Genomic DNA, 18,182 nt, shown 5'->3' with positions numbered 1-18,182 from the left:
AGTGAAGAGGAGTCCTCAACGCTGGTACCACAAAGCGGTCGCCCGTCGTTTACCGCGGTTCCTCGTTGAAGTGCCTCCGGCGGCAAGGGGGTGAGACCCCCTTGACCCCAGTGGCCGTGGAACGTTGGGTTTGAGCTGGCGGGAGTCGTGTCGGCAAGGACGTCGTTTGAGCTTCGTCGTGGGGCAAGTCGTTCGAAAAGTCGCGTCCAATAGCCAAATCTTCGAACTCTTCCCCCACTCCGCGCAACCTATTCGTAGACCCGCACGGAACGCGGCCACCGAGGACCCGATGACCGACTCGACCGACAGGCTCTACGAGCGCGTTCTCGTGCTCCGCTGCCAGACCGGTGACGAAACGGCCTTCGCGGAACTCGTCGAACGCTACCAGCCCCGACTTCGCTACTACCTCCGCAAAATGCTCCGCGCCCCACACCAAGGCGAGACCGCCGACTCCGCCGTCGAAGACACCCTCCAGGAGGTCTGGCTCGATGTCTTCCGGGCCATCCCCCGCCTGGCCGACGCCGGCGCGTCCCGGGCGTGGCTCTACCGGATTGCGCGGGACCGGGCGTTCCGTACCTTCCGCCACCGGCCCCCGCCGCATCAGCCTCTCGATGAAGCGGCGCTGCCGGACACCGCCGCGGACGGACCTCGCTTCACTGAGGAGGACGCTCAGCGGATCCACGCCGCGCTCGACGAGCTGGCGGCGGAGCACCGGGAAGTGATGGTCCTGCGGTATATCGAAGAGATGAGCTACGACGAGATCGCCGGGGTCGTGGGATGCCCGGTCGGGACGGTCCGCTCCCGTCTGCACTACGCCCGGCAGGTCCTTGGCCGCCGGCTGGAAAGGAGGAACGTTCATGACTGACCAGGACGCAACCGACAAGGGGCTGGGGCGGGCTCTGTTGAACGTCGACCGGGCTTCGTCGCCGGGGGGAGGGGGGCCGGATCCGCGGCAGGTGGCCGGCGCGGTCCTGGATCGCGATCGACGGACGATCCGTCTGCTGGCGGGCGCGGCGATCCTGTTCTGGACGCTGACGGCGGCGGGGCTGATTGGGCTGTGTCCCTTTTATGTGATGATGGTGGCTCCGCGGCTGCGGGCGTATCACGCGGGGCGGGCGAGCCTTGTTGATGACTGGGACGATTGGGCGATGGTGGGGGAGTGGGCCGCGTACTGGCTGCTGGGATGTACGATCGCGTTGCTGCTGGCGGCGCTTTCGACGGTGCTGCTGGTGTTGGTGTCGCGCCGGGCGACGCTGCGTCAGATCAAGGCGAGTCTGGCGGAGATCTCGGAGCAGTTGCGGGGGCAAAGAGCTCTGGGATAAGCCCAAGGTGGCAGATGCCTAACGGCCCCTCACCGGGTCCAGGGGCACCCTGGTGGGGGATGCAAGGGGGCCACGCCCCCTTGCCCGCCGGAGGCCGTCTCGTCGAGAGATGTCTGAAGGAGATCGTGTCCAAGCGCGGACAACGTGCCGGATGCCCCCACACCAACACGCGGGGATCGCAACGCGAGCGGTTTATTTTGAGGGAGTCCTCAACGCCGGGACCACAAAGGGGACGTCCGTTGTGTCCCACGGTTCCTCAGTGAAGCGCCTCCGGCGGCAAGGGGTTGCCCCCTTGACCCCGGCTGCCGTCGCACGTTGGGTTTGAGCTATCGGAGTCGTGCCGGCGAGGACGCTGTTTCAGCGGAGGGACAGAGATCGCCTACTTCCGGCCGATTACCACCCGCACCGGCATCGTCCAGATCTCCAGGTCCTCGCACGACGCGACCTCGAACCCCGCCGCCGAGACCAGTGCCTCCGTGTCGATCGGACGGCAGTCGACCAGATGCGGGAAGTGCCGGTGCATCCAGATGTACGTCTTCTCCAGTCCGCTCACCCGGTTCCCCGGCCGGACCGTCGCCATTGAGACAATCCCGATCCGCCCACCCGGCTTGAGAACCCGCCTCGCCTCCGCCAGCACCAGCGGGATGTCCCCCTCCGGAAACAGCTCCAGCGTGAAGCTGGTGTAAGCCGCATCGAACGTGTTGTCTGCAAACGGCAGCGACCGGGCGTCTCCAAGACGCAGGTCAATGGGGGCCTGGGGAGCCGGGACCGCTTCGGCGAGCTTTCGCTGCGAGACCGCCAGCATCCCGGAAGAGATGTCGATTCCGGCCACCTTCCCTTCCGCGCCGACCAGCGCCGCCAAGTCGAGGACCTCGTTCCCGGTGCCGAAGCCGAGTTCCAGGACGGACTCACCGGGCTTGAGGGCGAGGGCTCGGACGCCGGTCTGACGCGCGGCGCGTTCGTTGGAGTCGGCGATCAGGTCGTAAGCGTTGGCGATCCGGTCGTAGAAATGGCGGTTCGATTCGTGGTGAGCGGCGGTGGAGTCGGACACGGTTGGCCTCATGGTGTCGAATCGGGTGGAGCGCGTCGGCACGATATCAGATCGCCGGTCCCGATCTCATCTCTCCGCCGGCACGGCGTGGCTGGCTCACCATCAATGTGCGACACCCCTCTCGAATCCACACCGTCCGTGTCGTCTCAGCATGCGCCGTCCTGAGTCGGTCGCAGACCGTCGAGCACGACGGACGCCAGCAGGAACGCGGCGGCGAAGACGAGGTACTCGTTGCGGAACTGAGTCCACATCCCGGAGACCACAGTCCCCCCGAACTCGATCGGTGCGAGCAGTGCCGCGAGCGACACGCCGCAGTACAGCACGCTCAGTCCGACGCAGCATTGCCGATACGCAGGCCACGCGACGTGGTGACGGATTCTCCTCGACAGGAAGCCGCCCGCGATGGCCGCCAGGTTCAGAGGGGCGCCGATCAGAACCGGAGCGACGAGCCAGCGCTGAACGGCCACATCGCCCAGCGTGACGTCCCCCATTCCGGAGTAGACCGCGCCCCCCAGCGCGAATGCGGCGGCGTTCAAATAGAGGGTCACAACCGCCGGGAGCCAGTACATCGTTATGCGTTCCGTCACGTCGGCCGGAGGAAGCGTCTGAGCGGAAACCTCGCTCGACACAAGATAATGTTGGCTCACGAGCCCCCCTTCGTCAGCAATGAGTCGTTTTCCGCTCCCGCCGAGAAGCGTCGTCCGGTTGACCCGGCTGTGGCCGCATGCGCGACGCCGGGGCCGCGAGATCGGACAGACGTACCGTGTCGGCTACTACTGTCGCCACTGCGGCCCCGGCGTGGTGTGGCTGGTGGACCGGAGCGGAAGCTACAGCTGGTCTGTCGAGGGAGCGTTTCTCGACCGGCACTTCGAAGTCGTCGACCGATCGCGCGAACGGTCGTTCTATGGCGATGGACGGCCACCAATCGAACCCCTCGCCGGGGACGCCGCGTCGTGACTCGGACGCCCGCCGGCTGCGACGTCGGCGAGGCGCGTTCTGTCGAGGGAATGCCAATCTCCATGGGACGGACTGGCTCAGGCGGCGGCGGACGAACAGAATCACCGACGCTCGCAGGCGAGAGGACTTCATCCCACGACAAGGATCTTGAGGGAGACTGTCCTGATCCCGAACGGGGCGGGCACAACGAAAGCGGGCCAGAGGAGATCAAACGGTGAACCAGGTCTTGCATGCGGCGGTTTCCGGAGTCCTGTTGCTGGTCCTGGCCGGGACGGGGCTGGTCTCCCCTGTCCGCGGACAGGAGCGCTCCCGGGGCTCGCGAACCGCCGCGCCTGTCCCGGGATTGATTCGTGAGGCGCTGCGGGACGACGCCGTCCGGAAGGAGATGGGGCTCACCGACGACCAGGTCGAGAAACTCCGAAAGATTTCGGAGGAGACGGACTTCTTCGGTCGGCTCGGGCCGATGTTCCAGAAGCTCCGGACCGCGGAAACGGACGACGACCGTCTCAAGCTCCGCGAGGAACTGCGAGTCCTGTCGGAATCGCTGTCGCTGGAACAGGACGCGAAGGTCAAACAGGTCGTGGACGAAACGCAGTTCCGCCGCGGCACCCAGATCTCGCTTCAGCGTCAGGGCGCCCGCGCATTGATGCGTCCCGACGTGACCCGCGATCTGGGGATCACCCAGGCGCAGGCCGATGAGCTGAAGAGGCTGGCCCAGGACTTTTCCGCGTCGGGCTTCCAGAGCCCCTTTGCCAGCGCGACCGAGGACGGCCGAAAGGCCCAGAAGGAGTTCGAAGCCAGGATGCTCGGCGTTCTGACGGAAGAGCAGAAGGCGAAGTGGACGGAGATGCTGGGGCCCCCCGGCCCTCCCGCTCCCGATCCCGGCCCGGTCTTCGGCAGCTCAGGCTTCGGCAGCTCAGGCTTCGCTCCGGGTACCGCCCGCGGCAATCCCGAAGCGTCGTCCCGGTCGATCCGCGGGGGGACGGGCTCGCAAGTCGCGGGCTTCCAGATTCCGCTCCCGACCAGCTACGGGATGATCGACGACGAATCCATCGCGGGCCAGATCCAGTTCATCGCGGCCCTGGAGGTTCACGCCGCGCGGGGGCGGACGCTGTCCCTCAACCGGGATCAGGTCCAGCTGCTGACGAATCTCCAGGCCCGGATCCAGTTCGATCAACGGCTCAATTCTCTGCGGCAGCGGCTGACGGAGGCCAGGACCTTTGCCGAGTGCGCGGCGGTCCGGACGGAAAGCTGTTGTGCGCTGGAGGAGTGGAATGCCGAGATCGAGACGGAGCTCCGGATGATTGTTGGCGATCAGGAGTTCGCGAGGCTCCGGCCGGCGATTTTGAAGCGTCAGGGACTGTGGGCGCTGACGCGTTCAGATGTTGCCGCGGAACTCAAGCTCTCGGACGAGCAGAGGGAGCAGCTCAAGGAGATCCTCAACGACTATCGCACCGCGGCTGCCGAGGCTCCGGTCGACGCGCCGCGGCCGGAGCGAAGCCGTCTGGCCGCGCCGTTTGAGCAGAAGATGCTGGAGGTCCTGACGATTGAGCAGCGGACGCAGTGGAAGGCCGCGACCGAGCGCTAAACGGTCCGCCGCAGAACAGCCACCGCCCACCGCACCCCAGCCGGGTCCAGGGGCACCCTGGTGGGGAGTGCAGAGGGGCAAGGCCCCTTTGCCCGCCGGAGGCCGTCTCGTCGAGAGATATCTGAAGGAGCCCGTGTCCAAGCGCGGACACCGTGTCGTATGCCCCCACACCAACCCGCGACGCCTGCGAAGTGAGCGACCAGGTCACGGCGAGTCTGCGAGCGAAGTTCCGTTTGTCCCCGCTGGAGGTCAAGATCCTCGGGTGCCCGACCGTCTATCAACTCGGACGCCGACGACTGGGAGAGGGGTCCGCATGCGCGGCATCAGCGTGTTGGGTTGTGTCGCCGTTGCGTTCGTCGCAGGCGTTTGTGTCGCGTCCGCTGCGATCACCGTGTCCAGACACAGTGCCCCGCTCGAGCCGCCCGTCGACGCCAATCAGGTGGTCGTTGTCCTGCGGCGTGAGGGAGTCGGGGACTCGGCTCTCACGCCGGTTCCGCAGGTCGACCGAATGCTGGCATTGAGGGACCGGATCCGAATTCGCCGGGGCGATCGCCTGGAAGAGGCGTTGGCGGCGGGGAATCTTCGGGAGGTCGAAGTGGGGGCCCGTCTGGATCCTTCGTTCTGCGGCAGCAGGCGGACGGATACGTTCTGGGTTTCGTCACCCGAGGCCGCCTTCATCGACGTCGTGTCTTCGCAGGGAGTGGTGGATGCGGTGTGGGGCCGGCCTGGAAACCTCACGGTCGTGGAGAACGTGGCCGTTCTGATTGAGGGAGCCTGTGTCTCCCCTTGCCTGGAGTGATAGCGGCCTGTTCCTCGGCCGCTCGCGATCCGGCCCGAGCGGCGGCCTCCAAGGACGGGCGCGTCATGGCTCAAGACGCTCGCCGGGTGGAACTCTGGGGAGGCGAGACCGCGCCGTCCGTGGCATAATCCCGGAATGCAGGGGCCCAGACACCGCCACGACGGGAGATTCCGACGGTGAGCTCGATCGAAGATGACCTCGCCGTGCTCCGAAAACGTCAGACGGAGACGGAAGCGGAACTGAAACGTCTGCGGCGACGGACCCGATTCGGGTTTGTGATCGTCGGCCTCATCCTGTCGTTGCTGATTTCCCCCAGGTTTGCTGTTTTACTCGTCGGCCTGGGGGCGATCGTCCTTGGAGGATGTGCGATCGTGTCGTTCCTGGCCTGGGTGATCGATCCGGCCAAAGACACCGGCCGCTCCCGTCACGAAACAGCCGCCGGGGATCGGACTTCGGCCGGAGATCCGGCCGGCGGTTGATCGTTCTCGCGGGACTCCACGGGGGTCGAGCCCGATGCCCGACGAATTGAGCGTTTGAGCCGAAAGACACGGCGACGCGCGGCATAATCCCGCAACGCAGGGCCCAGGCACGATCCCGACCGGAGAACCCGACGGTGAGCTCGACTGAAGACGACATCGCTTCCCTTCGAGCACGGCTTGAGAAGTCGGAAGCGAGACTGGACCGACAGGGAATGCCGATCCGAGTCGGGTTCGCGATCGTCGGCGTGGCCCTGCTGCTGCCGATCTTCCCGGCCCCCGTGGTGTGGATCCTGATTCTGCTCCTGCTGCTGGGGATCATCGCTGTGGGGCGACACGCGTTCGTGGCGATCCTGGACGGAATGATCGCGTCGACAAGTGACGACAGCCGGTCGCGCGAGAAGGGGGCTGACGCGGATCGGGCCTCCTCCATCGACTCGCCGGCGGGCTGATCCTCCGCGCGTCGTGATTCGCGCAGCTGAGGCGGGGAGCGCGGACCGGACGTCGCCGAACGCTTCGCCGCCCCGCCAATCCTCGCCGAGCGTCTCCGGCGCGGGAGGATGTTCGAATCGGCGTGCCTCTTAGAACGGCGGACCCGAGTACCGGCAGGAACCGCGCAGTCCAGCTCACGAGCGGGCCCAACCGCTGATGATTTGAACAGCAACGGGGGCTGATGGATCCGGTCCTTTTCTGATCGACGCCCCATTTCCCGGCCACCACCCGGGGCCTGCGGCCTACAATCGCGGTCCCGGATGGGGGAGAGGACAGGCTGTTTCGACGGTGTGCCTCAAAACACGCGCCAACACACTCCCAACCACCCTCCCCCCATGTCGCACGATACGCCGCTGATCGCGATGATCGCGATCGGTCTGACTCTCGCTTTTGCCATCGGGTATGTCGCAGTCCGGGTCGGCCTGCCGGCGCTCGTCGGCTATCTGCTGGCCGGGGTCGCGATCGGTCCCTTTACGCCGGGATTCGTCGGCGATGCCAAGCTTGCGCATCAGCTCGCCGAGATCGGCGTGATCCTGCTGATGTTCGGCGTCGGGATGCACTTTTCCATCCGCGACCTGTGGGACGTACGCAAGATCGCACTCCCGGGCGCGATCGCGCAGATCCTGGCCGCCACCTTCCTGGGAGTGCTGATCTCGCGCCTCTGGGGCTGGCCGCTCGGCGCGGGTCTCGTGTTCGGCATCGCGCTCTCCGTCGCCAGCACGGTGGTGCTGCTTAAGGCGCTCGAAGCCCGCGGACAGATCGACTCCCCCGAGGGGCGCGTGGCGGTCGGCTGGCTGATTGTCGAAGACCTCGCCGTGGTGCTCGTGCTGGTCCTTCTCCCGTCCCTGGCCGGGCCGCTGGGAGGCGTCTCCACCGGCGAAGGGAGCCTGTGGGGCTCCCTGGCAATCTCGCTGGCGAAGGTCTCGGCTTTCGTCGCGCTCATGCTCATCGTGGGGACGCGGGTCTTTCCGTGGCTCCTCAAGAAGGTGGAGGAGACCGAGTCCCGCGAGCTGTTCACGCTGGCGGTTGTCGGCCAGTCGCTCGGCATCGCCTACGCCGCCACGGCGGTCTTTGGGGTCTCGTTCGCGCTGGGGGCCTTCTTTGCCGGGATGGTCCTGAACGCGTCCGACGCCAGCCACAAGGCGATCAAGAGCCTGCAGCCGCTGGAAGACGTCTTTGCGGTGCTGTTCTTTGTCTCGGTGGGAATGCTGTTCGATCCCCGCGTCCTGCTGGAGCAGCCGATGCGGGTCCTGGCGGTGATCGGGATCATCGTGATCGGAAAGTCGATGGCGGCCCTCGGGATCGTGCTGCTCCTCGGGGAATCGATGGCGCTCGGGCTGTCGGTCTCCGCGGCGCTCGCGCAGATCGGGGAGTTTTCGTTCATCCTGGCGGCGCTGGGGGTGAGCCTGGAACTCCTCCCGCCCGAAGCGGTCAGCCTGCTGGTGGCGGGCGCGATCTTTTCCATCGTGCTGAACCCGCTGGTGTTCAAGCTCGCGGATGCGTGGGGGAGTTCGCCGGCCAAGATCCTTCCGAGTCCGGAATCCAACACCGCGAGTTGAGCGCCGACGGCGATCAGGGGACATCCCGGACAACTGGACGGCCCATTCGTGCCCGCCGGCGGCGGTCGCTCCGCGTGTCTACCACTCCGGATCCCAGGGGACGCACTCCGGCAAACGGCCGGTCTGGAAGAACTCGATGGCGGCCCGTTGGGCCAGCTCACGCGGCAGTGTCCGGGCGGCTTCGAACTCCAGGTCGATCCCGCAAACGCACCGGAACACCTCCTGGGTGTCCGTCGCTCCGTCGGACTCGAGGTCCCGCGCATAGAGGCCACTGTCGGCCGGGTCGCGGAGGTACATGAGCCATCCCCGCCGGGCGTTGGTGTGGAGGGTGAGCGAGTCCTCTTCGTAGCGGGTCATCCAGAGGTGCGAGAACTCCGCCAGGGACAACTCGTTCACCAGCCGCTCAAACTCCGGCAGGTCACCGGTCTCGACGTAGCGGGCCTCATGGTTCACCTCCACCAGCCACCCGGAATAGCCCCCCAGCTTCCGCCACACTTCCCGGGGGAGCTTGTGCCTGAGCGCGAATCGAGCGGCAAGCTCCCACTCGCCGCCGGCGGCCCGCGTGCTACCGTAGCTCTCCAGCTGCGCCTCGCCGGCATAGAAGAACCGCTCATCGTCCCGCGAACGGACGAGAACGTGGTGCGTGCGGAGCTTCCGGACCTCCGGCGCACTCCGGTCGTAGATCTCCCGCACGGGCTCGGGCAACCAGCTGTAGTCGTCCCGATGCGCCCGGACGGTGCCGGGCTTCGGCCGCCACGTCACCTGCGTCGGAGACGAAACGTGCGCCCCTTCCAATGTCGGGCCGGTCGTGACAAAGCACAGGACGGTGGACGGCAGGACCACGAACTGCCCATCGCAGAAGGTCTCGGACGCTCCGGGCTCGCCGAACGCTGCAATCGCCTCGGACGCCGTGTGCCACGTGTGAAGCGTCACTGCCACGAATCGCCCTTTGCCAGACCTGGAGTTCTCACACCCGTTCTTCGGAAGAATTAGCCGGCTGCGGGTCGCGCGTCTATTCGGAAGTGGCCGGGTGCCACAGCCGGCAGCTTTGGACAAGGAGTGGCCTCGGCGTTCCCGAATCCTCACTCGACAGCGAATCGCCACGCCGCTTAGCAAAGCCTCCGTGGCGTGCCACCCGACCCAAGACCGGCCGCAGCATTCTGTTGACGTGTTCCAGTCGGACCGGCACCATGGGGGCGAGCGGACCAACTCTTCTTTGAAAAAGGGCCTTCGATGAGTGGTACAGGTGAATCAGGCAATGCGCGCGGTGCTCAGTACTGGCCGCAGCAGTCTCCAATCGTCCTCAAGAAGGACGAGGCGATCCAGGTCAATGCTCCCGATCTGCTCTCCATCAACTACCGGGGGCGCTGTTATGAGGGAACGTTCACGGAGAAAGACGACCACAGAAACTTTGTACTGAGGACGTATACCGCCGGGAAAGAGCCCAAGGGGTACACCGCCCCGATGCTGACCGTTGCGCCGCACGCGATCCCCGGCCTCGGCGGGATGAAGGCCCGGCTCGTGAAGATTCACGTCCATCTTGGATCCGAACACGACATGGAAGGGGAGCAGAGAGCTCTGGAAGTGCACCTGGTCCACGAGATCGAGAACCCGCAGAACGGCTCGACTTTGATCGTCCTGGGCGTCGTCTCCGACCTTACGAGGAAGCAGGCGGAAGGTCCCGCGCCGCGCTCATCGAAGAAGGCCGACGCAGCGACCTCTTCCGAACTGCAGCAACTGCTCGATGCCTGGACCGCGCCCGCTTTGGAGACCGCCGCCCGCGGCAAGGAAAGCTATGTCTCGCTCCCGCCGGCGGCGGTCATCCCCTCCCTGGACGAGTGGTTCCGGTACGAAGGATCGCTGACCACGCCCGAATACGACGAGGTGGTCTCCTGGTTCGTCCTCAACCAGCCGCTCCCCCTCCACTCCCGGACCCTCCGGCTCCTCAAGGGGTACGCCTGCCAGACGGAACGAAAGACGCGCCCGCTGCACCGGCGGTACGTGCTTCGCAACTTCCCACTGCGGCCATCGCGCTCTCCTTGGTAAGCTCGCCTCTCGCCAACGTATGAAGCCGGGGCGATGGTGGAGCTTCGTAGACTGGGTCACACAGCCCGGCATGAATCGGTTCGCAAATCTGTCGAAAACGCGTCTGCCGCCGGAAAGCTCCGCGTGGTGGGGCCATTCTCTGCCTACGGAACTGAATCACTCTCATACGGGCCAGCCCCACTTCATGGCCCACATCACCATCCGGACTGCGGCGACGACCGAGACGATCGAGCCTTGAATCCGCGTCGACTTGTGGCTCATCCCCTGCGGGCCGAGCATCAGGCCGATCAGCGGCACGAAGTAGGACAGGACGAGCAGCGACAGGAAGTAGCCGACGCTCCACTCCTCGTGGTAACGGGCCACGAGCTCATCCACGACATCGGCACCCTGGTTGACGCTCACGGACTGCGGCCCGGCGAGAGGGGCTTCACAATGATCGCGGATTCGGCTCTCTTCGGCTTCCGCATCCATGATGGTTTGGACCGTTCCTCAAGGAAGCGCCTCCGGCGGCAAGGCGCTCTGTGTTGTTTTTTTGCCCGTTGCCCCCAGCAGCCGTCGCACGTTGGGTTTGAGCTATGGGGACTGTGCCGGCGGGTGCGCTGGTTGGGCGGGTGAGCTTTAGCGGAAGAAGTAGACCGCCTGCGCCGGCGAGTTCAGGCCGAGCCTTGAGGACAACGTCAGCGGGCCTGCCTGGACCGGCTTCGAAAACAACTTCCAGCCCCACGTTTCCTTCTCCGCCGAGGTCGTCGTGATGGCGTCCTTCTCTTCCTTCCAGCCCTCGCTCTCCAGCACGTCGAACAAGTCCCGCTTCACCAGGCTGGAACCGTTGATCTGGTACATCACCGCCAGGTAAGCCGTGCAGTCCCGCGTCGCCTCGACCGTTCCCTTCGACGGCCAGCCCCCCGCCCGCGACGAATCCCGGACCAGCACCGCGCTGTCCTTCACGGACTTCGGCATCGCCATCAGCCGGTAGTCCCGGTCCTGCAGGTACGGCAGGCCTTTCACCGCCCGGTAGAACGCCAGATCCGAGCCCTCCGGAACGTGGACCGGCGCGTCCTGGCGGCCCAGCGGCTTCCCCGCCGGCGGCTTGGGGATGGGCTTCGTCGCCGTCGGCCGGTCGGTGCCGGACTTCCTCATCACCGTGGCCGGCGGCTCGGGAGAACCGGGGTCGGTCGGCGGGGTGACGGGGGGCGTCGGGCCTTTGGCGGCGAGGGCGGTCTGGGCGGCTTCGACGGGTAGGGCGTCGGGATATTCGGGGAGCTTGCCGTAACGGGCTTCGAGCTTGGCCTTCTGCTCGGGCGTGAGGTCGAGGATGAAGAACTGGAGCGACTCTCCCTGCTGGGAGAGGAAGACTGTCCCTTTGCCGCCGAACGCGGCGAGGTTGTGCCAGAAGTTCACCGCCGGGGGCTTGAGCCGCCACTGCTGCCGGACCACGAGGCTCTCCGCGTCGAAGAGCGAGTAGTCGTAGTTGGCCCCCTGGGCGACGCCGATCGGCAGGACCGGGTGGAAGGCGATCGTCTGCGGGCCGCCGATTTCGAGACCGCCGAGCATGGTGTCCGGCGAGGTCGCGTCGAAGACCGCCATGTCGAAGCGGGTCGACCGGTTTGTCGGCGAACGCCAGCCCCCGCCGGCGACCATGACGAACTTCTTGCCATCGGGGCTGAGGTGCAGGTAGCCGCCGAAGCCGACCGCCGTGTTGGCGTTCATGTCGACGAGCTTGAGCCGCGAGCCCTGGACGGCGTAGCGGGCGACGGTGGCGGTTTCGGCGACGGTGAGGCGTTTGACCTGGAGCTGGCCGGTGGCGGAGCGCTGGAACTCGAGGACGTCTTCTGATGGCCGGTTGGTACCGGCGAAGAGGTGCTTGCCCGTGACGGGGTCGACGCAGAGGAACATGCCGAGGGCGTTGGTCTTGGTGGCCTGCGTGGAGTCGGGGGCGAGGGAGAAGATTTCTTCCTTCAGGTTCGAGGCGAAGATTGGGCCGGATTCGGGGTGGCAGGCGAGGGCCTGGACCGGTTCGCCGGGGAGGCGGTACTGGCGGACTTTCTCGCCGTCTTCGCGGCGGAGGGCGTGGACGATGTTGCCTCCTTCGACGGCGACGAAGAGGAGGTCTTTCTGGCCGGTGATGGCGGCGGGCTTGAAGGGGACGGCGAGGCGGCGGGTTTCTTTGCCCTGGAGGACGTTGAAGTAGATCAGTTCTCCGGTTTTGGGGCTGGAGAGGATGAGGGTTTCGGAGTCGGGGGTGAGGTACCAGCCTTTGGTGACGGGGACGGGCAACGTGATGACGCGTGGGGCGGCGGAGGCGGCGCGGGGGCTGGCGAGTGCGATGAGCAGGAGTGCCACGGCCAGGAGCGGATGGAGCATGACGTGCCCTCGTCAAACGTGTGGACAGAATGCAGGAAGGATACCGCAACCGAAGCGCCGCGAACCAGCGCGCCCGCCGGCACAGTCTCCATAGCTCAAACCCATTGTGCGACGGCAGCCGGGGTCAAGGGGGCAACCCCTTGCCGCCGGAGGCGCTTCGATGAGGAACCGTGGTACGCAACGGACGTCCCCTTTGTGGTACCAGCGTTGAGGACTCCACCACACCACACCGCTGGCGATGCAATCCCCGCGGGTTGGTGAAGGGGCATACGACACGTTGGCCAAAGTTGGACAGGTGCTCCTTCAGACATCTCTCGACGGCCAGGCCTCCGGCGGGCAAGAGGCATTCTGCCCCCTGCACCCCCTGACCAGGGTGCCCCTGGACCCGGTTCTTGGCGAGCGGTTTTGGACCGATGAAGGGGGCATGGCGAAGCACGCCTCATGACCCGGCGGTACCAAATGGACTTCCTCGCTCCCGAACACCTCAAACCGCTCCTCGAACTCATGGAGCGGTTCGGCTGGCCTCTCGTCGCACTCGCCGGACTCTCCTGGGTCATCCTCCGCACCGGCCGGGCCATCGCCGCCGGACTCTGCTACGCCTGGGCCCGCGTCGAACCCTACATCACCGGCATCCTCTCCAGCCACTCCGACCTCATGGACACCGCCCGCGACCAGATGCCCAAACAAACGGCCATCCTCCGCCAACTCTCCGAAGGACACATCGAACTCCGCGGCGGCCAGAAGTCCCACGAAGAAATCCTCCGAGCCATCCGCGACAGCGTGAACCGCATCACGCCCGTCGACTCCGCTCCGCCGTCCCCGCCTCCGACCGCCATGCGGGATCAGGGGGCTGACGCCCCCCGCTCGCCAAAGTCCGCCTCGGGGCATGTCCGCAGCCCAGGCGACCGGTCCGATTGAGGGCACGACAACTCTCCTCCTCCGCAGACCGGATCCATGCTCAACAACCTCCTGGCCCTCGCCCGCACGCTCCTCGGCACGAACCAGTCCTCCACGTCCGGCCGCTTCGACGTCGCCGACCTGACCTACACGGTGAAAGTGGCCGCGGTCGTCGGCCTCGGCACCGGAGCCATCGCGGCCCTCGGGGTCCTCGACCGACATGACTTCGGATTCGCCGACGCCGCGGTCTCGGCGGGCGTGGCATGGCTCGTCGCCTCGCTGGAGGCGTGGCAGGCGGACAACTCGTGAGGCCGGATGCCTTCGGCCCAACCTGACACTCGACCAGTTCTCTTACGTTCCCAACCGACATTCCATGTCTCAGCTCGTCACGCAACTCGGACCGATCGCCGCCCTGGTCGCGATCCTCGCGCTGGTGGCCGTCAACGTGCCGTGGGCGAAGCTTCGGCGGCCAACGAACGCGCCGGCGGCCTCCACTTCGGAGCCGTCCCCTGCCCCGCCCTGGCCTGTCGGGCGGGAGGCTCCGCCGGAGTTCTCCGCTTATGTCGCGGCCATTGAAGAGCAGTGCGCCGGGATGGCGGCGGGCGATGTGCTGTGCGTGGTCGCGTCGGGCATCAGTCCTCGCGCGGCGGCGGTCGTGAAGGCGGTGCATGGATGAGGACCGGGTTCAATATCGCGCTCGTGTTTGTTGCGGCCCTCGGGCTGATGGCGGCTGTGGGCCAGTGGGTCGCTCCGCCGGTCGGGCCGGTTGAGATCACGACCGCCGACTCGGGATCAGTGACGCGAGAGAAATACCTCGCGGCTTATCGGGCCGGGTTGCGTCAGGCGGCGGCGGACTTTGCCGTGCGAGTTCGGGCCGCGGAGTTCAAGGACTCCTATGCCGCGGTGAAGGCGTGGTCGGAGATGGCCCGGGCGGCGGGGGCTGGAGCGGCCAAGGGCGTGGACGCGCGGGTCGCCGAGCTGTGCCGCGAGCCGCGGGCGAAACAGATCGAATGGATTGAGGACTTTTCGCGATGACGAACAGCGGCGGACTCTCGATCGCCACCGATGAGCTGATCGCCGAGGTCGACGGCTCGCTGCCGGTCTGCTCACAGTTCACGCTCGATGAGCTCGACGGCTGGGAGCGGTTCCTGGCTCCAGAGTACGCCCCGGAGAACTGGGGCCAGCGGCTCGAGATGCAGCGGCGGAACGACTGCCGGGCCAATGGCGGATCGACCTGTGCCGAGATCGTGGAGTACCGCTCCAAAGGGAAGAAGGGAGAACTCTCCCGGATGTTCCTCTATCAGCAGTGCGAGCTCATCGATCGCAAGCTGGGGGCCGACTCCGGGGTCTCGATGCAGGCGGGCGTGAAGGTCATGACCGAGGTCGGCCTGCCGCTCGAGAGCGAGTATCCCTACACGCAGTACACCGGCCGCAGGGATCAGCTCGACCGCTGGGTCACGCCGGACCTTCTCGCTTCGGCTGGGACGCGGAAGGTCGTGAAGGCGTCTGTCGCTCCCGCATGGGATGTTGCCGTCGCTCATGTTGCGCTGGGGCATCCACTCGATCTGGCTTCGTACTGGCCGCTGTCGTTCGAGTCCGAGGACATCGGCCGCGGGCGGACCGAGCGAGTCGTGCGGCAGTACAACGGCAGGCACGGCGGGAGCGGACATGCCTACGCCGGTTCGTTCGTGGTCCGGACGCCACGGGGCGAGCTGCTCATCAAGGTCCACAACTCGCACAACTACTTCTTCTACCTCTCCGAGCGGGCTTACGAGCAGATCCGCGACCGCCGCGGCAACCCGTTCGGCGTCTATCAGCTCGCCGGGGCTGCTGATCCGAAGAAGGCGTATGAGGGGCAGTTTTCGTCGATGGGGTGGAGCTAGGAACCAGGTATCAGGGGGTCGACGGCGACGCCTGGGACCGGATGGCTGCACCGAGGGTCTTCAAGGGAGTCTGACGATGCGTCGTGAGTTCGTGCTGCTCGGTGTCCTGGCGGCGTTGCTGCCGCTGTGCGGATGTGTGCCGCCTTTGGCGTTGGCTGAGAGGCCCCGCGTGCTGTGGTCCGCTGACGATCCGGATGGGAGCTATGTGATCGGCGGCATCACCGGTGGCGATGCGGCGGTTGTCGTGGAGCCGGAGGTCGCGCCGGTTCGGCGCGAGGAGGGGCCGGTTGTCGTTGAACTTCCGCCGGTGATTGCCTTTGATCCCGCGCCCTATGCCTATGCCGTTCGCGCTCGGGGGCATCGACTGGTCGATGGGCGGTATGTCGCGGCGGAGCCTCCGCCGTCGTGCACCGCGATCAGCGTCGGTGACGGACGGTTCCTGACGGCGGGGCATCTCATCGAAAACCTGCACGGCGGGATTGAGATCGACATCCAGGTCGACGGGCGGTGGCAGAACAACGTGCCGTTTCAGAAGGCGGCCGATCGGGACGCGCTGACGATTGTGACCGGACTCGACGTGCCGAGCGTGGAGGTCCGGGCTCCGGAGTATCGCGAGAGCGTGGTCGCGTATGGGCTGACGTCGTGCGAGCCGCTGAACGGGCTGTACTGTGGGATCCTGGCGACCGGGCGGCCGGAGAGTTTTGTGTCGCTCGATCCGGAGGAACGGGGCGTCGACGCGGGTGACTCGGGGGGCGGGGTGTTTGGTCAGGACGGGAAGCTGATCGGGCTGATTCAAGGGTACGGCGCCGAGCGGAAGAATGTCGCGACGGTCCTGGTGGCGAATTTGCCGCAGGCCTCGGCATTCGCACCGGCTCGGTCGTCCGTCTCCCGACCGGCCGCTTGGAGAGCGTCCGGCTCCGAAGCGATCGCGCCGGCGGGCTGTCGGAATGGGCAGTGCTGGCGGCGGCCGGCGTTCGGGGGGAGCGGGGCGATCTTCGGTGGGACGGGCGGGCGGCGCTAGCGGTCGTCGGTGACGTTGTTTGATGCGTGCCCGAGGGGTGGTGTCGTGGGCCGATAGAGGCGGCATGACGGAACTCTCCTTACCGGAGCCGTGGCGTTCGCTCGTGCGCGAGTGGGTGCCGCGGCTCCTTGCGGCGTGGCAGGCGAACGGGGCGGAGGTCCTCGGCGGGACCGTGCGGTGGATGGCGATGCCTCGTGCGCCGGACCTGCTGGACGGGGCGGCGTACTTCCACTTTGGCCCGGTCGTCTATGCGTGCCGTTGCGGTCCGCTGGTGGACTTTCTGAGCGGGCGGCCGGTGGCGGTTGGCGGCCACAGCGTGTCGTTCCCCGAGCCGTGGCCGGAGGTCTCCGGGATTCCGGGGGGAGTGCTGATTCGCTGGAAAACGCCTGGCGTCGTGCAAGGCCTTCTGGCGCGAATGGCCGGTGTGACCGTGCAGGCGGTGCGGGTGTATCCGACTTCGCTTGTGGTCGTGATGTCCGGAGTGGGAGATCGGGCCTTGAGCCTCGACTAGAACGCTTGTACACTACTTCAAAATCGGACCGTGGGAGGGGACGAGATGGCGATTGACCGTGAGAAAGAGGCCCGGTTGTGGGGGGCGTGGCCGGAGTCCCGGGCCGAACTGGCGGCGCTTTACCAGCCGGTGGTGCTGGCGATTGCCCGGACGATGGAGCGGCATCTGGCGCGGGTGGCGACGACCTGCTTTGACGACCTGGTGTCGATGGGGCAGGTCGGATTGCTCATTGCGCTGGACCGGTATCGGAGCGGGGGGCCGGTGCGGTTTACTTCGTACTGCGGGCAGCGGATTCGGGGGGCGATGATCGATGAGATCCGGCGTCTGGATCATGTGCCGCGTCGGGAGCGGGAGTTGGCGCGGCAGACGGGGACGGTGTTGCCGGGGCTGATGATCCAGGCGGAGGTGCCGGAGCCGTGCGTGGAGTGGACGGAGGAGGAGCAGCAGACGCTTCGGCATGCCCCGGACCGGTTCCTGCGGTACCTGGATCATACGCTGCGACCGGTGGCGCAGGCGGTGGTGGTGGAGGGCCGGCCGATGGCCGATCTGGCGGAGGAGATGGGGTGTGAGGTGAAGGAAGTAGAGGCGTTGTATGAGCGGATGAAGAGGCGGTTGCTGGACCTGTTTCGCAGACGCCGCAGAGCCGTCAAAAGGGCCAGCTAGTAACCGGGGTCCAGGGGGCCACCCCTGGTGGGGAGTGCAAGGGGGCCTGTGTTGTCTTCTTGGCCCCTTTGCCCGCCGGAGGCCTGGCCGTCGGGAGATGTCTGAAAGAGTGAGTATCCAAACGCGGACAAGGTGCCGTATGCCCCCTCACCAATCCGCCCGCGATCGCGGCGGAGCGAGTGAGTCAATCCAGCGTCCCTCCGGCCGCAATCACGGCGCGGCGGACATCGCCGAAGAGCCGTCCCATGCTGAGGGGCCGTCGCCAGAAGCGGAGGGTCGGGGCGTACACGACGAGTTCGCGGCCGGGGTCTTGGGGGCAGTACCCGAGTTCGACGCGGCCGGGGCCACGAACGCAGGCGTGCCATTGGATTCCCTGGTCGCACTCGCCGATGTCGATCGCAACGCCGGCGAGGCGGACGGCGGCCAGGACATGGGGCCATGCGTCTTGCGAGACGCTGGCGAAGTCGGCCATCGCACCCATGGAAGCCTCGTTGTGCGGTGTCGAGTCGGAGCGACCGGCGGAGGCCGGGTTGGTCTCCGTCGATCGACGCAGGTT

At 66.6% G+C, this 18,182-nt stretch carries 22 protein-coding genes and 1 pseudogene; 17 read left to right on the top strand and 6 right to left on the bottom strand.

Annotated elements, in window-relative coordinates:
- Positions 1–289 precede the first annotated feature (289 nt).
- Together VT03_RS22110 and VT03_RS22105 are read left to right on the top strand one after the other, a co-directional pair.
- Complete coding sequence (locus VT03_RS22110; protein WP_075095012.1) at positions 290–865, top strand: sigma-70 family RNA polymerase sigma factor; 576 nt, start codon at positions 290–292, stop codon at positions 863–865.
- A complete protein-coding gene (locus VT03_RS22105) occupies positions 858–1,322 on the top strand; it encodes a hypothetical protein (RefSeq protein ID WP_075095011.1) in 465 nt (154 codons plus the stop codon). Before VT03_RS22110 ends, VT03_RS22105 begins: the two co-directional genes overlap by 8 nt.
- Positions 1,323–1,701: 379 nt before the next feature.
- On the opposite strand, the gene VT03_RS22100 is transcribed toward VT03_RS22105, so the two are convergent.
- Together VT03_RS22100 and VT03_RS22095 are read right to left on the bottom strand one after the other, a co-directional pair.
- A complete protein-coding gene (locus tag VT03_RS22100) occupies positions 1,702–2,373 on the bottom strand; it encodes a methyltransferase domain-containing protein (protein ID WP_231870494.1) in 672 nt (223 codons plus the stop codon).
- Positions 2,374–2,519: 146 nt separating this feature from the next.
- The gene (locus VT03_RS22095) at positions 2,520–3,020 is read right to left on the bottom strand and encodes a hypothetical protein (protein WP_156514690.1); all 501 of its coding nucleotides are present in this window, start codon (positions 3,018–3,020) and stop codon (positions 2,520–2,522) included.
- A gap of 58 nt (positions 3,021–3,078) precedes the next feature.
- On the opposite strand from VT03_RS22095, the gene VT03_RS22090 reads away from it, so the two are divergent.
- The 6 genes and pseudogenes from VT03_RS22090 to VT03_RS22065 all read left to right on the top strand — a co-directional run.
- A complete protein-coding gene (locus tag VT03_RS22090; RefSeq protein WP_156514689.1) occupies positions 3,079–3,330 on the top strand; it encodes a hypothetical protein in 252 nt (83 codons plus the stop codon).
- Between the two features lie 214 nt (positions 3,331–3,544).
- Entirely contained in the window at positions 3,545–4,918 is a 1,374-nt protein-coding gene (locus tag VT03_RS22085; RefSeq protein ID WP_075095007.1) for a hypothetical protein, read from the top strand.
- 391 nt (positions 4,919–5,309) lie between these two features.
- Positions 5,310–5,717: a hypothetical protein gene (locus VT03_RS22080; protein WP_156514688.1), complete on the top strand. Its 408-nt coding sequence runs from the start codon at positions 5,310–5,312 to the stop codon at positions 5,715–5,717.
- A 176-nt stretch (positions 5,718–5,893) separates the two neighbouring features.
- Entirely contained in the window at positions 5,894–6,196 is a 303-nt protein-coding gene (locus VT03_RS22075) for a hypothetical protein (RefSeq protein WP_075095005.1), read from the top strand.
- Positions 6,197–6,408: 212 nt separating this feature from the next.
- Positions 6,409–6,645: a hypothetical protein gene (locus tag VT03_RS22070; RefSeq protein WP_075095004.1), complete on the top strand. Its 237-nt coding sequence runs from the start codon at positions 6,409–6,411 to the stop codon at positions 6,643–6,645.
- Positions 6,646–7,020: 375 nt separating this feature from the next.
- Positions 7,021–8,190, top strand: a pseudogene (locus tag VT03_RS22065) (cation:proton antiporter); the annotation flags it as partial.
- A 132-nt stretch (positions 8,191–8,322) separates the two neighbouring features.
- Here VT03_RS22065 and VT03_RS22060 read toward each other — a convergent pair.
- A complete protein-coding gene (locus tag VT03_RS22060; protein ID WP_075095002.1) occupies positions 8,323–9,177 on the bottom strand; it encodes an Imm1 family immunity protein in 855 nt (284 codons plus the stop codon).
- Positions 9,178–9,477: 300 nt separating this feature from the next.
- On the opposite strand from VT03_RS22060, the gene VT03_RS22055 reads away from it, so the two are divergent.
- Positions 9,478–10,290, top strand: coding sequence for a carbonic anhydrase family protein (locus tag VT03_RS22055; RefSeq protein WP_075095001.1), 813 nt, complete (start codon positions 9,478–9,480; stop codon positions 10,288–10,290).
- Between the two features lie 162 nt (positions 10,291–10,452).
- Here VT03_RS22055 and VT03_RS22050 read toward each other — a convergent pair whose 3' ends face one another.
- Positions 10,453–10,761, bottom strand: a complete 309-nt coding sequence (locus tag VT03_RS22050; protein WP_075095000.1) for a hypothetical protein — start codon at positions 10,759–10,761, stop codon at positions 10,453–10,455.
- A gap of 147 nt (positions 10,762–10,908) precedes the next feature.
- Entirely contained in the window at positions 10,909–12,651 is a 1,743-nt protein-coding gene (locus VT03_RS22045) for a YncE family protein (protein ID WP_075094999.1), read from the bottom strand.
- A 441-nt stretch (positions 12,652–13,092) separates the two neighbouring features.
- Here VT03_RS22045 and VT03_RS22035 point away from each other — a divergent pair, with 441 nt between their 5' ends.
- From VT03_RS22035 to VT03_RS22000, 8 genes are all read left to right on the top strand, one after another.
- Positions 13,093–13,569 (top strand): hypothetical protein, encoded by a 477-nt coding sequence (locus tag VT03_RS22035; protein WP_156514687.1) that lies wholly within the window; start codon positions 13,093–13,095, stop codon positions 13,567–13,569.
- 36 nt (positions 13,570–13,605) lie between these two features.
- A complete protein-coding gene (locus VT03_RS22030) occupies positions 13,606–13,857 on the top strand; it encodes a hypothetical protein (protein ID WP_075094996.1) in 252 nt (83 codons plus the stop codon).
- Between the two features lie 64 nt (positions 13,858–13,921).
- Entirely contained in the window at positions 13,922–14,224 is a 303-nt protein-coding gene (locus VT03_RS22025; RefSeq protein WP_075094995.1) for a hypothetical protein, read from the top strand.
- A complete protein-coding gene (locus tag VT03_RS22020) occupies positions 14,221–14,583 on the top strand; it encodes a hypothetical protein (protein WP_075094994.1) in 363 nt (120 codons plus the stop codon). The genes VT03_RS22025 and VT03_RS22020 overlap by 4 nt, the downstream gene beginning before the upstream one ends.
- Positions 14,580–15,431 carry a hypothetical protein gene (locus tag VT03_RS22015; protein ID WP_075094993.1) on the top strand — a complete coding sequence of 284 codons (852 nt, stop codon included), beginning with the start codon at positions 14,580–14,582 and terminating at the stop codon, positions 15,429–15,431. Before VT03_RS22020 ends, VT03_RS22015 begins: the two co-directional genes overlap by 4 nt.
- A 169-nt stretch (positions 15,432–15,600) precedes the next feature.
- Positions 15,601–16,452, top strand: coding sequence for a trypsin-like peptidase domain-containing protein (locus VT03_RS22010; RefSeq protein ID WP_075094992.1), 852 nt, complete (start codon positions 15,601–15,603; stop codon positions 16,450–16,452).
- Positions 16,453–16,516: 64 nt separating this feature from the next.
- Positions 16,517–16,963 (top strand): hypothetical protein, encoded by a 447-nt coding sequence (locus tag VT03_RS22005; RefSeq protein ID WP_075094991.1) that lies wholly within the window; start codon positions 16,517–16,519, stop codon positions 16,961–16,963.
- Positions 16,964–17,008: 45 nt separating this feature from the next.
- Positions 17,009–17,626, top strand: coding sequence for a sigma-70 family RNA polymerase sigma factor (locus VT03_RS22000; RefSeq protein ID WP_075094990.1), 618 nt, complete (start codon positions 17,009–17,011; stop codon positions 17,624–17,626).
- A 184-nt stretch (positions 17,627–17,810) separates the two neighbouring features.
- On the opposite strand, the gene VT03_RS21995 is transcribed toward VT03_RS22000, so the two are convergent.
- Entirely contained in the window at positions 17,811–18,107 is a 297-nt protein-coding gene (locus VT03_RS21995) for a hypothetical protein (RefSeq protein WP_075094989.1), read from the bottom strand.
- Between the last annotated feature and the right edge of the window lie 75 nt (positions 18,108–18,182).

This window comes from Planctomyces sp. SH-PL14, assembly GCF_001610835.1.
Taxonomy (GTDB): Bacteria; Planctomycetota; Planctomycetia; order Planctomycetales; family Planctomycetaceae; genus Planctomyces_A.
The sequence above is the reverse complement of the archived record's forward strand: the minus strand, read 5'-3'. Positions and strand labels throughout refer to the sequence as shown.

Bases quoted from the DNA above. Each gene is read 5' to 3' on its own strand.
- VT03_RS22015 (WP_075094993.1), top strand. From the start codon at position 14,580: ATGACGAACAGCGGCGGACTCTCGATCGCCACCGATGAGCTGATCGCC.
- VT03_RS22005 (WP_075094991.1), top strand. From the start codon at position 16,517: ATGACGGAACTCTCCTTACCGGAGCCGTGGCGTTCGCTCGTGCGCGAG.
- VT03_RS22050 (WP_075095000.1), bottom strand. From the start codon at position 10,761: ATGGATGCGGAAGCCGAAGAGAGCCGAATCCGCGATCATTGTGAAGCC.
- VT03_RS22045 (WP_075094999.1), bottom strand. From the start codon at position 12,651: ATGCTCCATCCGCTCCTGGCCGTGGCACTCCTGCTCATCGCACTCGCC.
- VT03_RS22110 (WP_075095012.1), top strand. From the start codon at position 290: ATGACCGACTCGACCGACAGGCTCTACGAGCGCGTTCTCGTGCTCCGC.
- VT03_RS22070 (WP_075095004.1), top strand. From the start codon at position 6,409: ATGCCGATCCGAGTCGGGTTCGCGATCGTCGGCGTGGCCCTGCTGCTG.
- VT03_RS22020 (WP_075094994.1), top strand. From the start codon at position 14,221: ATGAGGACCGGGTTCAATATCGCGCTCGTGTTTGTTGCGGCCCTCGGG.
- VT03_RS22000 (WP_075094990.1), top strand. From the start codon at position 17,009: ATGGCGATTGACCGTGAGAAAGAGGCCCGGTTGTGGGGGGCGTGGCCG.
- VT03_RS22030 (WP_075094996.1), top strand. From the start codon at position 13,606: ATGCTCAACAACCTCCTGGCCCTCGCCCGCACGCTCCTCGGCACGAAC.
- VT03_RS22025 (WP_075094995.1), top strand. From the start codon at position 13,922: ATGTCTCAGCTCGTCACGCAACTCGGACCGATCGCCGCCCTGGTCGCG.
- VT03_RS22035 (WP_156514687.1), top strand. From the start codon at position 13,093: ATGACCCGGCGGTACCAAATGGACTTCCTCGCTCCCGAACACCTCAAA.
- VT03_RS22105 (WP_075095011.1), top strand. From the start codon at position 858: ATGACTGACCAGGACGCAACCGACAAGGGGCTGGGGCGGGCTCTGTTG.
- VT03_RS22055 (WP_075095001.1), top strand. From the start codon at position 9,478: ATGAGTGGTACAGGTGAATCAGGCAATGCGCGCGGTGCTCAGTACTGG.
- VT03_RS21995 (WP_075094989.1), bottom strand. From the start codon at position 18,107: ATGGGTGCGATGGCCGACTTCGCCAGCGTCTCGCAAGACGCATGGCCC.